Annotated in this window: 9 protein-coding genes; 2 read left to right on the top strand and 7 right to left on the bottom strand. The window is 65.1% G+C overall.

Annotated features, from left to right (window positions below):
- Window positions 1–45 precede the first annotated feature (45 nt).
- Both KV397_RS04775 and KV397_RS04770 read left to right on the top strand, forming a co-directional pair.
- Window positions 46–1530: a CoA-acylating methylmalonate-semialdehyde dehydrogenase gene (locus tag KV397_RS04775; protein ID WP_261812290.1), complete on the top strand. Its 1485-nt coding sequence runs from the start codon at window positions 46–48 to the stop codon at window positions 1528–1530.
- 14 nt (window positions 1531–1544) lie between these two features.
- Window positions 1545–2933, top strand: coding sequence for an aspartate aminotransferase family protein (locus KV397_RS04770; protein WP_261812289.1), 1389 nt, complete (start codon window positions 1545–1547; stop codon window positions 2931–2933).
- A gap of 39 nt (window positions 2934–2972) precedes the next feature.
- Here the strand turns inward: KV397_RS04770 and KV397_RS04765 are convergent, their stop codons facing one another.
- From KV397_RS04765 to KV397_RS04735, 7 genes are all read right to left on the bottom strand, one after another.
- Window positions 2973–4226 carry an MFS transporter gene (locus KV397_RS04765; RefSeq protein WP_205802301.1) on the bottom strand — a complete coding sequence of 418 codons (1254 nt, stop codon included), beginning with the start codon at window positions 4224–4226 and terminating at the stop codon, window positions 2973–2975.
- Window positions 4227–4747: 521 nt separating this feature from the next.
- Window positions 4748–8251: a hypothetical protein gene (locus KV397_RS04760; RefSeq protein ID WP_261812288.1), complete on the bottom strand. Its 3504-nt coding sequence runs from the start codon at window positions 8249–8251 to the stop codon at window positions 4748–4750.
- Between the two features lie 110 nt (window positions 8252–8361).
- The gene (locus KV397_RS04755; protein ID WP_261812287.1) at window positions 8362–11637 is read right to left on the bottom strand and encodes an SIR2 family protein; all 3276 of its coding nucleotides are present in this window, start codon (window positions 11635–11637) and stop codon (window positions 8362–8364) included.
- Between the two features lie 346 nt (window positions 11638–11983).
- Window positions 11984–13144, bottom strand: a complete 1161-nt coding sequence (locus tag KV397_RS04750; RefSeq protein WP_261812286.1) for an AAA family ATPase — start codon at window positions 13142–13144, stop codon at window positions 11984–11986.
- A complete protein-coding gene (locus KV397_RS04745) occupies window positions 13134–13907 on the bottom strand; it encodes a DUF6414 family protein (protein WP_261812285.1) in 774 nt (257 codons plus the stop codon). Before KV397_RS04745 ends, KV397_RS04750 begins: the two co-directional genes overlap by 11 nt.
- Entirely contained in the window at window positions 13907–14029 is a 123-nt protein-coding gene (locus tag KV397_RS04740) for a hypothetical protein (protein ID WP_261812284.1), read from the bottom strand. The genes KV397_RS04745 and KV397_RS04740 overlap by 1 nt, the downstream gene beginning before the upstream one ends.
- Complete coding sequence (locus KV397_RS04735) at window positions 14026–14271, bottom strand: restriction endonuclease (RefSeq protein ID WP_261812283.1); 246 nt, start codon at window positions 14269–14271, stop codon at window positions 14026–14028. Before KV397_RS04735 ends, KV397_RS04740 begins: the two co-directional genes overlap by 4 nt.
- Between the last annotated feature and the right edge of the window lie 94 nt (window positions 14272–14365).

Below are 14365 nucleotides of genomic sequence, written 5' to 3'. Positions count from 1 at the left end.
GGTCAGAGTGTTCGAGATCACTTCTTCACCACTCGGAGGAACACCGTGGACATCGTCCGTCACGTCATCAACGGAGTGGAGACCGCCGAGGCGGCTCGCACCGGCCAGGTCTTCGATCCCGCCACCGGCGAGGTCTCCAAGCACGTCGCCCTCGCCTCGTCCGCCGAGGTCGAATCCGCCATCTCCGCCGCAGCGGCCGCCCGGCCCGCATGGCGCGAGACGAGCCTGATCAAGCGCGCCGACGTCTTCTTCCGTCTGCGGCAGCTCCTCAAGGAGCGCACCCCCGAACTCGCCGCGATCGTCACGTCCGAGCACGGCAAGGTGCTCTCGGATGCCGCGGGCGAGGTGTCGCGCGGTATCGAGAACGTCGAGTTCGCCGCCGGCCTCGTGCACCTCCTCAAGGGCGAGCGCAGTGAGCAGGTCGCCCGCGGCGTCGATGTCCACTCCGTCAAGCAGCCCGTCGGTGTGGTGGCGGCGATCACGCCCTTCAACTTCCCCGTGATGGTGCCGCTGTGGATGATCGCCTCTGCGATCGCCTGCGGCAACACGGTCGTCCTCAAGCCCAGCGAGAAGGATCCCTCCGCCGCCGTGTGGATCGCGAAGCTGTTCTCCGAGGCCGGGCTTCCTGACGGCGTGCTCAACGTCGTCAACGGCGACAAGGAGGCGGTCGACGCACTCCTGGAGTCGCCTCGGGTGAACGCCGTCAGCTTCGTGGGGTCGACCCCGATCGCCCGCTCGATCTACCAGCGCGCCTCGGCCGCAGGGAAGCGGGTGCAGGCGCTCGGCGGCGCGAAGAACCACATGGTGGTGATGCCGGATGCCGATATCGACGCCGCCGCCGATGCCGCGGTCTCCGCCGCCTACGGTTCTGCCGGGGAACGCTGCATGGCCGTCTCCGTGCTCGTCGCCGTGGGTGACATCGCCGACGACCTGGTCTCTGCGATCGCCTCGCGCATCGACGGCCTGAAGATCGGCCCCGGTACCGATGCCGCGAGCGAGATGGGTCCCCTCATCACGCGCGAGCACCGCGACAAGGTCGCCTCCTACGTGACGGGAGCCGACGCCGAGGGCGCGACGGTCGTCGTGGACGGCACGCAGAAGTCCTTCGATTCCGAGGGGTTCTTCCTCGGCGTCAGCCTGATCGACCGGGTCGCGCCGGGCATGAAGGTCTACGACGATGAGATCTTCGGGCCGGTGCTGTCCGTGGTGCGCGTGGAGACCTACGCCGAAGCGGTCGAGCTCGTGAACGCGAACGCCTATGGCAACGGGACCGCGATCTTCACCCGCGACGGCGGCACCGCACGCCAGTACGAGTTCGACATCGAGGTCGGCATGGTCGGCGTGAACGTCCCGATCCCGGTGCCGATCGGTGCCTACTCGTTCGGCGGATGGAAGGACTCGCTGTTCGGCGACTCGCACATCTACGGTCCCGAGTCGGTGCACTTCTACACCCGCTCCAAGGTCGTCACGACCCGCTGGCCGGACCACACCCCGTCGCAGATCGACCTCGGCTTCCCGAGCAACCACTGACTGGAGCGACCACGATGACGAACTTCACCGACCGCCACGGGGCCGCCCACCCGCTCCCCGCTCCCGAGGCCGAGGCGCAGGTGCGCGCGGACGACCGCGGCCATGTGTTCCACTCCTGGAGCGCGCAGGCACTGATCGACCCGCTGCCCGTCGCCACGGGTCAGGGCTCGACGTTCTGGGACTACCAGGGGAACGCCTACCTCGACTTCTCGAGCCAGCTGGTGAACCTGAACCTCGGGCACCAGCACCCCGACCTGGTCGCCGCGATCCAGCAGCAGGCGGGGCACCTCGCGACCATCCAGCCCTCGATGGCGAACGACGTGCGCGGTGAGCTGGCGCGTCTGATCGCAGAGGTCGCACCCGACGGCTTGGAGAAGGTCTTCTTCACCAACGGCGGCGCCGAGGCCAACGAATACGCGGTGCGCATGGCACGGCAGTTCACCGGCCGGCGCAAGGTGCTCTCGATGTATCGCAGTTACCACGGCTCGACGTCGACGGCGATCTCGCTCACGGGCGACCCGCGTCGCTGGGCCAATGACACGGTCGACTCCGGCGCGGTGCGCTTCTTCGGCCCCTATCTGTACCGTTCGCCGTTCCACGCCGAGACGCCGGAGCAGGAGTCCGAGCGCGCGCTCGCGCACCTCGAACAGACGATCCAGCTGGAGGGGCCGCAGACGATCGCGGCGATCATCATCGAGACCGTCGTGGGCACGAACGGCGTGCTCGTGCCACCGCCCGGCTACCTGCAGGGCGTGCGCGATCTGTGCGATCGCTACGGGATCGTGTACATCGCCGACGAGGTCATGGTCGGATTCGGTCGGCTCGGCGAGTGGTTCGGCATCGACGCGTTCGACGGGCGCCCCGACCTCATCACCTTCGCGAAGGGTGTGAACTCCGGCTACGTGCCGCTGGGCGGGGTCGTGATCTCGGACCGGATCGCGAGTGCCTTCGACACGATGCCGTTCGCCGGCGGGCTGACCTACTCCGGGCACCCGCTCGCGTGCGCGGCCGGGGTCGCGACGTTCGAGGTGTTCCGCCGCGACGGCATCCTGGAGCGCGTGCGCGACCTGGGCGCGCGTGTGGTCGAGCCGACCCTGCGTCGATGGGAGCAGACGCACCCGAGCGTCGGAGAGGTCCGCGGGCGCGGGCTGTTCTGGGCGATCGAGCTTGTGCGCGATCAGGAGACCCGCGAGCCGCTGGTGCCGTTCAACGCGACCGGAGCGGATGCCGCCCCGATGGGTGCTTTCGCCGCGGCCGCCAAGAAGGCCGGCGTCTGGCCGTTCACGCACTTCAACCGGGTGCATGTCGCTCCCCCGCTGGTGATCGACGAAGAGGAGCTGGTGCGCGGTCTGGACGCGATCGACAGCGCGCTGACCGTCACCGACGAGGTCGCCGCCGGCTGATCCGAGCTCGAGCCCCGCGCGCTCCCGCGGGGCTCGAGCTCAACCGCCCGACGGGTCCGCGTTCGTGGCCGCGGCACCCTGCAGCGAGCGCAGCTTCGCCAACGGCGAGAGGGCGACGTAGAGCAGCTGCGCAGCGAACAGTGCGGTGGCGAGAAGCAGGCATCCTGTCGTGCCCCAGAACACGCTCACCAGCGCGGCCAGTGCCGCGCCGACCGGTCGAGCACCGTAGGTCGCCACGACGAGAAGGGAGGAGACGCGCCCCAGCATCTCGACCGGCGTGATCGCCTGACGGATGGACGTCGTCGTGATCGCCCAGATCACCGGCCCGAATCCGAAGAGGAAATAGCTCAGCATGGCGAGCACGGACGTCGGTGCGACAAGTGTGGCCGCCAGGGCGAGCGCGGCTCCGAAACCTCCGAGAGGACCGAGCAGCGCCGCGCCTCCGAGGCTGAGCCGCCTGGTGATCGCGGGCGAGACGGCTGCGCCCACGGCCATGCCCACTCCGCTCGCGGCGAGCGCATACCCCACGTGCACCGGCGTCATGAGAAGGATGTCGACGGCGTAGACGACGAAGATCGCCTGGATGATGAACCAGCCGATGTTGAAGCCAAACGAGGTCAGGATGATGGTGCGCAGCACCGGGGTCGACCATCCGAATCGGGCGGCCTCGCGCAGGTCACGCAGGATGGGTCGGCGAGGTGCGCCGCTCTGCGGTGGGATGTCGAGGCGGAGAAGCAACAGTATGCCCAGCACGCACAGTGTGGTCGCCACGACGAAGGCACTCGATGCGCCGAGCCACGACGCGAGCATGCCGGCAGACGCGGGCCCGGCGATGAGCGCCGCGCTCCGGCCGAGCTCCACCCAGCGGTTCGCCTGGATGAGTTGATCCCGATCGACGAGCTGCGGTACGACAGCGGGCATCGCGACGCTGAACGCCACGGTTCCGACGGCACCGAGGAAGCCGATGAGCACGAGCTGTGAGAACGTGAGCACCTCGGTGACCAGGAGGACGATGGCCAGCGCCAAGGTCACGGCACGCAGCGACTCGGAGACGATCAGCACGGTTCTGCGGTTCAGCCTGTCCACCAGCAAGCCGACGGGGATTGCGAAGAGCAGGAACGGGAGCGTGTGAGCCACCTGCAGAACTGCTGTCTGAGCCGGGGAGGCTGAGAAGACCAGCACAGCGACCAGCGGCGCGGCGGCGAGGGACACCTGCTCGGCGAATTGGACGAGGACACCCGACCAGCCGACGCGGACGAAGGATCGGGGAAGCTTGCTCGTTACCGAAGACACATCCTCACGGTATTGATCGTCCGCGGCGGACTCCGGCGGAAATCGGACGCGGCATCTGCCGGGTGTGCGTTGACCACAAGTTCGACGGCTAAGCCTGCGCGGCGAATTAGCGAAGCCGAGATCGATGACCGGGTCGCCAGCTGCCAAAAGACGCGCAACGTCAACGCGGTCGCCCGCCAGTCCCGGATCGCGAGGCAGACCGCTGCCAAGCATCTATCCTCGCGAGGAAGGGAGACTGTTCGAGGCATGACCGCGGCAGACGTCGCAACAGCCGTCGAAAGTACGGTCTCGGAGATTCCGCAGCGACGATCGGCCAGCAGCTCGGCTTCGATACCCATACCGTTCTCAATCGACTCCGAACTGTCGGCACCACGATCGGGCCGTGAAACGGGCGCTAGTCTTCGACCGCTCAGCTGCTCGCAAAACGTGCGCGGGAGTCCGGCACAACCGCCCGGCCAACTGCTGATCTAGTTGGATAAACCGTGCGAAACCCAGGGCAGTAGTGTTCCACCTCGGCGTGGTTAGTATTCGCGGGTGCCGCGAACGGCTGCTCGTCGAGCTTTGACGAGCGCTTCCTTGAGCAACGGCTCGTAGATCTCGATCCCGCGTCGGCCTATGCGGGCGATGTCCTCGTTGTCGGAGCAGGACAGTTCTCGAAGAGAGTCGAGTCTTGATGCATACCGTTCGTGTTCCTCGCCAGAGAAGGATCCGACTTCGAGCGTGCGGAGGATTTCGTCGGGTTCTGGGTCGAGGGGCCGGAGCATTGTGGCGAGGGTTTCGAGTGGATAACGGTGTCCGAACTGGAACTGTAGTGCGCCGAGCAGGTCACGGACGGAGATGTTGAAAGTGGGTTCGCTCACCGTCTCGGTGATCCAGTCGGTGTCCTCTCCTGCGATGATCCAGAAGAGTTCGGGGGCGTGTGTGGTGTCCATGACTCGGTGCCATAGCTTCCCTCGTTCGGCGGGAGACAGGAGCCGGACGGGCTCTTTCCATTCATCGAGATCTCGATCGCGTTTGCGCACTGTGGTTGTGGCGCGCTTGGCGAACATGTCAATGAACACCTCCGGCGCTGACTTCGCGAGCGCATTGAGCGCTTGCGTGTGGGTGTCCTCGTACCGGCTGTCCTCCGGAATGACGTAGGAGCGCATGGCCTCGAGCCAGTCGGGGTCATCTGGCATGGGGCCGTTACCGTAGGCCCATTCGGCGGCCCAGAGTGCTGCAGCGATCCCTCGGACTTCGCCGCTTGGGTGCGTGAATAGAGCATGCCTCGTTGCGTCGGGGGCGTGTCTCAGTACAAAAGCCGATTCGAGTTGCTGAACGTCACTGCCGGTCAGTCGATCGAGGACCCGTTGAATGAGTGTTGAATTCTGCGATTGACCGATAACGGCAGCGATGACGCCATGCCGGCCGTTCGAGTCCGCGAGCAACGTGTCGGCGATTTCGGGGGTGAGCTGATCGGCGCGGGCGCACGCGTCGATGAGCGCTGAAGCCGACCCGGCTAGACCGTGATCGATTGCCGCGGTGAGCCAGCGGGCTGGTTCCCGGTCGGACGCTTGGGTGAGACGTGCGAAGACTTCCCAGATCCCAGTGTTTTGGCCGATGATCGCGAACTCGGACTCGTGGGCCTTCAACCACGCCATCAGGGCTGCGGGTTCCTGTCGCTGGAATGGCGCGAGAGCTTTGTCGACTGCGGCCTCCTTTCGGCGTCGCATTTCGTCGTAGGGAGTGAGTCGATCGCGTTCTTGCGTGATCGCTGCGAACAGCATGTCTGGTTCGTCGAGCTGGATCGCGAGAGTTCGCGTCGCCTTGTTGAATCGGCCGCGGAGTCCAGGGGTTGTGATGACGGGGGCGAGCGTGTTTGCGATGCGTCTCGCGATGTGTGTGCCGGCGCGGACTTGGGCGTCGTTCGTCTTGCCGCCGAATGGGAGGTTCCATCCATTCGCGATCCGCACCCACTTGTCTAGGAGGTCGATCAGTGCGAGTTGGACGGTGGGCGTCGCTCCTGGAGTGCGGATCTCGAGGGCGGGCTGGATGGCGTCATACAGAGTCTCCATGTGAGTCGCGGCCCATGTAAACGACTGCAGAACGAACTGGTTGTGAACCTCCGGGTTGATGTAGTTGCCGTCGAACGTCGGGGCGAGTATCTCGCAGGTGATTGCCGACCAGATGGTGTCCGTGAGGTCGGCATCTGGCACCGTCTTTAGTGCTCCGGCGAGTTTCAAGAGGCCCCCGAGCTGCGGTTGGTCGCCGCTGCGCGCGTCACGGACTTGTTCGACGAGCTCTTTGACTGCAGGTTGAATATCGCCGTCCGCGCTCTCGAGCGCGGAGAGCGCTGTAACAAAGGCTTCAACGACACCCGGGATGTTGCGTTCGAGCGCATTGGCGACACATGCGGCCAGGAGTTTCGCTTCGGTCTCCGCAACAGCTGAACGTCCGTCATTGAGGGCGGCGGCGATGCGCGCTAGGTGGATGTCGGCGACGACTTGCGCTTGTTCCTGGCCCAGTTGGCCGAAGGTCCGTAGCAGTTCGGTGTGTTGCGTGGCGGTGGGCAGAACCGCGATGATCTCCGCCGTGGTTGGGATTGTCGGGTGCGTCGCGCCGAGGAGGCCGGTGTGGATCTGGATCTGCATAATCTGAGCAGCCAGCTCAGGAAAGGTGTCCTGAACGTCGCGCAGCCGAACGGGTGACGGAGCGCCAGAGAAGTAGACCTCAGAGGCAACGCTGGCGGCGATGATTTCTGGTTGGACACGGTAGGTCTTGGTGTGTTCGACCTTCCGGGTCTCTCGGTTGTAGAGCTTGTGGTCCTGAACATCGACAAGCCCCGCGATCGCAACGGATCGGATGAGACGAATTAGTTCAGGTTGTCGGATTTGGAGGAGGTCGGCCAGGCGACGTAGCTGGTCCTCGTCGATCTCGCCGAGAAGCGCAAGGGTGCCAAGTACGTCGACGGCATCTTCCGAGGCGTTGGACATGCGTAAGAAAGCGAAGATTTGCTTTCGCAGCGCGTTACCGGTCCATACGGACTTCCAATCGCCGCTGCGAATGAGGAGGTCGGCGAGGTTCAGCGCCCAGGCTGGGCGACCGTCGGCTTGTGTGAGGAGATGGACGATCACCGCAAGTCGGGTTATGCCGCGCTCGCGAAGGATCGCTCCCAGTTCTTCGCGGGTGAGCAAGTCAACTTCGAGCCCTATCGAATCAGGGAGATGGTCCTCGACGAGGTTCGTCTCGTGCGGCCAACACGTTGCGACGATCCGATAGTCAAGCTTCTCCGCGTCACGGAGGCGCAGGAGTAGATCGACGTCTTGCAGTCGCGCCCCAGCATCGTCCACCACGACCCGGGCGGGCCTAGTTTCGATGAGGTCATCGAGAAGTCGTTCAGGCGTGGGCTGCCGTTCGAGGAACAGGGCGCCACGGAGTCTGCCGGCAACGTGGCTCTTTCCAACGCCAGGAACTCCGAAGAGGATCGTGTCCGACTCTGACTTGTTCGCCTCAGCGATTAGCGAGTCCCGTCCCACGGTCGACAATTGCTCTTCGTCTGGGCGTGCCCCCCGGGGCTGACGCGAGAAGCTGAACGGCCCCCCTTCGATATCGAGGATCCTGCGTCGCCAGTCCGGACTCTCTCGGAACTGGTTCGCGAACCATGCTCGGTCGTAGACCTGCACGAGTTCACAATCGAACCCCGTCGCGATGTCCCTGAGCTTTTCGCGCTTCGACCTGTTCGCTTCCGCGAGGCTGACCGCGACGATTCGGCGAACAGGCACTTCGTTCTTCCGCATCGAGCGCAGACTGTCTCGCAGGCTCCGCTTCGCGCCGTCCCAGCTCCTCGCGGAGGTGATAATGAGACCGGTAGTCAGCGAGTCTTCAGTGATCTCGGCGTCAAGACCGAAGTCGGAACCTCCGGTGATGGGTACGAGCCCGGGGTACACGGACGTAAGCAAGGACGTCGCGCAGTTTTCGAAATCGAGCGGGTTGATCCGTGCACGCGTATCGGAAAGCCGCTGGTCGATCCGGTCGAGCAGGTTCACCTCAGCAACCTCCGCACCGAGCTTTGGTCCAGCTGGACCTGCGCTCCATGGAGCGAGTTTAAGCTCATGATGCTCGCGCTCAGCGCCGACATGCGCCCTTCGGCAACGATTCAGCGCGTCTCGTCGAGCTCTTGAAGTACTGCTCGGGCCGGCGAGTATCCCAGACTCAGGATCGCATCGAGCGAGGTCCTCGCAAGTAATGGATCGGTGGGCGCAACGGTGCGTGCGACATCGACGAGCTGATCGGCGAAGGGCGGCGGGAAGCGTGTGCCGCTCATCAGGTGGTTCGCGACGCGGAGGTACGCCTCCGGATGGTCCTCGTCCGGGAAGTCCTCGAGGTCGTAGTAGTCGTAGAACACGTTCTCCTGCACGGTGACTGTGGGGCCCCCGGTGAAAAGCTGAGCCGCCCGCTCGACGTCAATGCCAGGGAGCGTCACCCAGCGCAGGAACGCCCGTTGCTCGTCTTGGGCAATGGCGGGTAGTCCATCGATGCGGTGCTGCCAATGGCCTAACAGAAGCCCCTGAAATGTCGGCTCGCTTCGATCGAAGTAGTGCGCGACGGCGCGAGCCCACCGGGCTCTGACGTCGGGTCTCGCGTGCGCCAGGAAGGCGTCCGGCCATTCTGTGTCTTCCTGACTCGAATCGAACGCGAAACACACGGCGTGGGTCTGCAGGTAGTCCTCGACCAGGGAGGGCAAAGAGCCTTCCACCCTCCCCCACCCCACCCGGATCTGCTCCCGGAATCGCAGGCGCATCGACCGTGCCTCGAGCCCTCGCGACAGCAGACCGGCCCAGAGCGTCAGCGCCCGCGGCGTGTGATCAAGAACCGCGAGCCGGGGTGCCAGGTGCTCCTCGAACCACTCCGGCGCACGGTATGCGATGTGCGGCGCGTACTCGGCCACCATCATCGGGCTTGGATCAGCCGGGTTATCATCCGGTCCATTGAGGAGCAGAAGAAGGCCGGCGGTGCCCTCGTCCGTGAGCCTCGCCTCGTCGCCGTCTTGTTCCGCCGCGCGGAGCAGGGTCTCGGTGTAATGGTGAGCCAGCGAACCGCGATCCGAGCTGCGGGCCTCGGCAGGGTTCGTCGCCGGTGCGTCGGAGCGCTCGTGCGTGCACAGGGTCCACAGACCGAGGAGAAGGCGCGCCCTCTCGACCGTGTTGGTGAGCGGGCCACCGAGCTGATTGTTGGGAAACGCGATCGCGAACACGACCCGGGCGGCGACCTGCTGGGGGTTCTCCCCCCTCGCCCGCAGACGATCGAGGATCTCGTCAGCGATCCACACGTCGTGGCGGACCAGATCCTGGATGACGATCTGCCAGACCGCCTCGTTCTCGAACGCCGCGCTGATCATGGCGTCAAGGACGTCAAGGTGACGGCTCGGCCACCTGTCGAGATACGCCCCGAGCTCGCGGAGCACCCGGCCATTCGAATACTCGTCACGAAGCTCATCGGAATGTGCGAGCGCGGCGACAAGGGCATCCGGGCCAAGGTCGACGAAGATTCCCTCCGCCTCCCTCGACGGGTCGGGATCGGTCAGTCTGAATCCGGCGGTGAGGTTCGGAGCCGGATCAGGCTCGAACCCCCGCTCTCGCTCGTACTCACTACGTAGGTCGCGCACCAGGGCATCGTCGGGGGCGACGGTGCTGAGCCACACGAGGATGTTGTAACGCGAGTAGTCGGTGATCTCGGACTCTTCGGGTGCCCCGCTCGCGGTCTGGATGTAATCGATGAAGGCTGCCCTGGCCTCGTCGCCCGAGTTGGGGTAGGCGAACGCGATGAGACGAAAGACCTCTGAGCGGCCGCGGAAGTCGAACGGCAGACCCCGTTGGATCAGCATGTTGAGCAGGCCCTCGGCCTCTGAGCTGCGCGCCTCGGCGAGTGCGTCGATGGCGAGCCGGCGAATCATCTCTGATTGATCGCCGAGGAGCCGCATGGCCTCGGTGACGCCGTGGTCCTGTACCGCCTCGCGGAGCAGATCGCGCCCCATGTCGACCACGAGAATGTAGGCGTCATCGCGGAGGGAGCGGCCGGCGTCTTCGACCTGCTGTCGGCGGACAGAGATGGCCTCTGGTCGATCATGACCTGTGAAGAACGCGTCGGTCGTCTCGACCGTGCGGATGAGATTGAGGATCGTGGTGAGGAGGTGTCCGCGATCCCTGAGCGCGGGAAACAGTCGCGGCCAGGCGTCCTTGAGGAGCGAGGTTTTCCAGCGGAGCCGCAGCCGCGTCCCCAGCGAGTCAGCCCAGATGCCCCAGCCGCTGGCGACCTTCATACGGAGGGTGGGTTCGAGCAGGTGGACGAGGAGATGTTCGGCCGTCTCCGGGTCTTTGTCCGCGATGCGCGGCACCAGTGCCGACAATCGTCCGTCGTCGCGTTCCGCGTCCGCGGCAGCCAGCACGAACACGAGCTTTCGATGGGCCCGGGTTCCGTTGAAGTCGCCGTAGAGCTTGTTCCAGATCTGGAACCAGAGGTCGTTGTGCATCCGGCCCTCGTGGGCGGCGAGCACGGCGAGGAGCGTCACGCCATCGTCGTGATCGATGGAGGAACGCACCCACCGGGCCCACTCGTCCGTCTCCAGCGTTGCATCGGCCGTGCTGGTGAAGACATCGTCGAGCACTCCGGTTGCGTCGAGGGTCCGGAGCCATTCGGTGGCGATGGCGTGCGTTCGGAAGTGGCGGGCGAGCTCAGGGTCCGACAGCATCCATTTGACCGCGTCGCCGTCGGCTTCCGCGGCCTCGACGCCGGCCTCCACGAACTGTTTCACCGCGTCAAAGCGTTCGGCGGCGGTGGCGGTGACCCGGTGCCGCCAGCTCTGCAGGAACGCTCCGAGTGCGCCGTAGGGATCCCCCGGCGTGGACGGGAACGGGATCGGGGTGATGTCGAGGCGGTCCCAGAGCTCGTGGTCGGATGTGTTCTTGTCGAAGGCGAACCGTCTGGTGCCGGCCGGGAGCGCCCGGTTGAGGTACTGGATGATGGAGTCTTCCGCGCTGTAGCCGATGAGGACGACGGTGTACTGCGCGAACATTCGGGTGAGGAACTGGGTTGCCCAGCCCTCGGTGATATAGGCGCGTCCGAAGTCCTGGTCGGTCAGCACCATGCGTGTCGCGGGCGGCGGATCGACGATGCCGTGCAGGTGCACGAGGTCTGAGAAGTCGTCGCCCAGCGGCAGTGTGGGCGCGACGTAGGGGGCCGTGGGGATGGCCAGCTCGGCGGCGGCGGTCTCGAAGAGGAGGTCGAAGTTGGTGGTGACGAGTCTGGGTGTCTTGCCCGGGGCGGTCGCGATCTGCCAGATGTCTCGGTGGTAGTCGTTCGGCGTCACGGCCACCTTGAGGCGGGCGCTCACCCGGCTGTGGATGTCGCCACTGATCTCGTTGAGTCTGCCCATGACGACGTCGAACTGGACAGGGATGCTCCTGTCTTCCGGGACAAGCTTGGGATGACCTAGCGCGGTTGCGACGTCCCGGGCGAGCCCTCGGAAGCCGGGAAGCTCGGACGGAGGCGCAGAGGAGACCCCGGCCCCGCAGAAGAACACGAGCTCGTCTGCGGCGAATGCTTCCTCGACAATGCGCGGCAGCGTGACACCGTCGGACGTCCATTCTGGCCCTGTCACGTCAGTCCTTTCTACATCCTTCTGGATCCGGTCATGAGATCGCGTGAGCGCCGCTACGCGACGATGTCAGCTGAGCCGCCGTGGACTCGGATGAGGTACTGGAGCGCGGTCATGTGGCTCGTCATGCTACGTCCTTCGCGTCTGACTGTCCGGCAGGCGGCTCGTTGTCGAGCAGCGCCCGTACGAGGACGAGCGAGATCACCTCATCGGTCAGTTTGCCGAGCTTGCGTACGTTGCCGGACGCATCGGCCAGTGGGTACAGGAAGCCTTTGAGGTCGTCGGGCGTGAGCCGGGCCTGTTCATCGGGCGTGAGGTTCGCGTACCGGTTGTCGACAAGCCGGTCGATGACCTCGTGGATCTCCGGTTTGGAGAGCGGCTTGAAATGGACGAGTGAGTCGAACCGGGAGTAGAGGGCGTCGCCGAGCGCTTTGCGAATCTCGTCCTCCGTCCTGTAATTCGAGGTGCAGATGATCAGGGAGGGGCCAAGCTCGACGCTGTAGTTTTTGTCCTCGAAGACGCCGCCGTCGAAGAGTTGGTAGAAGGCGCTGTGGAACACTGAGTTTGCCTTGTCGAACTCATCGATGAGGATGACGCCGGACTCGCGGTCGAGGAGGTCTCGCGCGAAGGAGGCTTCCGAGTGTGTCCCGCCGAACAGGTAGGAGGCGAACTTCTCGTTGTGGAACATGGAGAACTGTTTCCGCAGAAGCGTGCCGCCGAGCAGTCCGTTGACGAACTGTGCCGTCTCCGTCTTGCCGACACCCGAGGGGCCATAGAACATCAGAACGATAGGTTTGGTGCGCTGCGGGGTCGTCAACGGGTACAGCGCCGCGAGGAGCGACTCCTTGACCGGAGACTGGCCGACCAGGTGACCGGCGAAGCCGTCCCTGAACTGCACGAGCGTGTCGCGGGTGACCGCTGGGTAGTCGTACCGCTTGACGGTGGTCGTGAAGGCTCGTGCGAGCTGGGCCTGCACGTTGACGGGCGGGTTGTGGAGGGCGAGCCTTTTGGGATTGATGGATCGCACGAGGCCGGCGAAGTTGGTGATGACGTGCTCGTTGAGGCTGGCGAAGTCGTTGGACTCTGCGGCGACTCGCTTCGGCCGTCGCGGCGGCCTGTCGGGAGGCGCTGTCTCCTGGCCTTCGACGACGTGGGTGTGACGTCGGTTGGCCTCGTCGCGCTCATACACGATGTCCAGGAGCCCAACGTGCCTCTTCTTCCCTGTTTGCTCCTTGAACCAGGACAGCGGCCCGTAGTAGATGGTGATGGTGGTGTCACCCGGCATGTTCGACTCCGGCGAGCATCACGTCGTACACGTCCAGCATGTCGTCGTTGTGCGCGTTGACACCGTCCACGAGTTCCACGGCGGTCACAGTGGGTGCGTCCGTGCCGCCGGTGATCTCGGCCTGCATACTCAACGCTGCCTCGGTGGTCTGGCCGACGAGGATGCCATGGAACACGAGGCGCATCCGGCCCAGGTCGGTGAGGCCGTAGTTGTTGCGGAAGGCGTTGATGTTGAACCGCAGCACCCGCTTGGAGCCGTCTGGTCCCGTCGCGAGAAGCTCGTAGTATCCCTTTGCGCCGGTGAGAGCGTCGTCCATCCGCGCGAGATCGAGCGGCAGGTCGTCCATCTTGAGCATGACCATGTACGGCGTGAACATCTTCGTGAACGCCATCGAGTCCTTCGCCGCGGCCACCCGAAGGTCCCGCAGTTGGGTCACCCGAGCGTCCCCGCCGGCCTCGGCCAGGTAGTCGGTCAGGATGGTGTTGGACAGCGTCTTTCGCAGGATGCTTTGTCCAGCGCTCGACATGTCGACGCCGCCGCCCACCTCTGCGGAGCCGCCCAGGAACGGCAACCAGCTAAACTTCGCGGCCAGGCGAGTCTCGACCTCACCGTGCAGGTTGGTCGTCCGATCCTTGACGTTCTCGCTCGTCGCGGCAGACTTCCCGCCTGCGGAGATGTCCAGATAGTCCGACGCGGACTCCTCGTCGAAGTAGACGACCTTAATCATCGTCGCCTGCGTGTCGGTGTCGTTCGTCCTGGCCATCAGCGGGCCTCCCCGCCGAGCTCGAGTCCGATCCGGAGGCCGTCGTGATCGGCGGTATTCGTGTGGTCGACCGAACCATCAGGTGCGGCGTTGAAGTGACGCAGCGCGAATCGGATCTTCATGGCCTCGTCCCAATCGAGCTGATGAGGCTGAGCTTGTCCTTCGTCTCCCGCACGAGGTAGAGCCGGTCAGCCCCGTCCATGTCGCAGACGATGGCCCAGTCCGGCGAGTACGCCCCGACGGGCGTGCGCACCTTGAACCGGCGCGGGAGCTTCGCGAAGAGCTTGACCTGGTCGCTGGCGTTCTCAAGTTGCTCGGCGAAGTTACGTTCCACATGGCTGTCGTAGTCGAAGTGATCGTACATGATGTCTCCCCATTACCCAGTGCGGCTAAAGGTAGCAGGGCTCAGGGACAGCGACGCCGCGGGCGCCGCGTACCGCGACCCCGGGCGATGGCGC

The organism is Microbacterium aurugineum (genome assembly GCF_023101205.1).
Classification (GTDB): domain Bacteria; phylum Actinomycetota; class Actinomycetes; order Actinomycetales; family Microbacteriaceae; genus Microbacterium; species Microbacterium aurugineum.
The sequence above is the reverse complement of the archived record's forward strand: the minus strand, read 5'-3'. Positions and strand labels throughout refer to the sequence as shown.

Coding starts and splice junctions, on each gene's coding strand:
- KV397_RS04770 (WP_261812289.1), top strand. CDS start 1,545: ATGACGAACTTCACCGACCGCCACGGGGCCGCCCACCCGCTCCCCGCT.
- KV397_RS04755 (WP_261812287.1), bottom strand. CDS start 11,637: ATGGGCAGACTCAACGAGATCAGTGGCGACATCCACAGCCGGGTGAGC.
- KV397_RS04750 (WP_261812286.1), bottom strand. CDS start 13,144: ATGCCGGGTGACACCACCATCACCATCTACTACGGGCCGCTGTCCTGG.
- KV397_RS04745 (WP_261812285.1), bottom strand. CDS start 13,907: ATGGCCAGGACGAACGACACCGACACGCAGGCGACGATGATTAAGGTC.
- KV397_RS04740 (WP_261812284.1), bottom strand. CDS start 14,029: ATGAAGATCCGATTCGCGCTGCGTCACTTCAACGCCGCACCTGATGGT.
- KV397_RS04735 (WP_261812283.1), bottom strand. CDS start 14,271: ATGTACGATCACTTCGACTACGACAGCCATGTGGAACGTAACTTCGCC.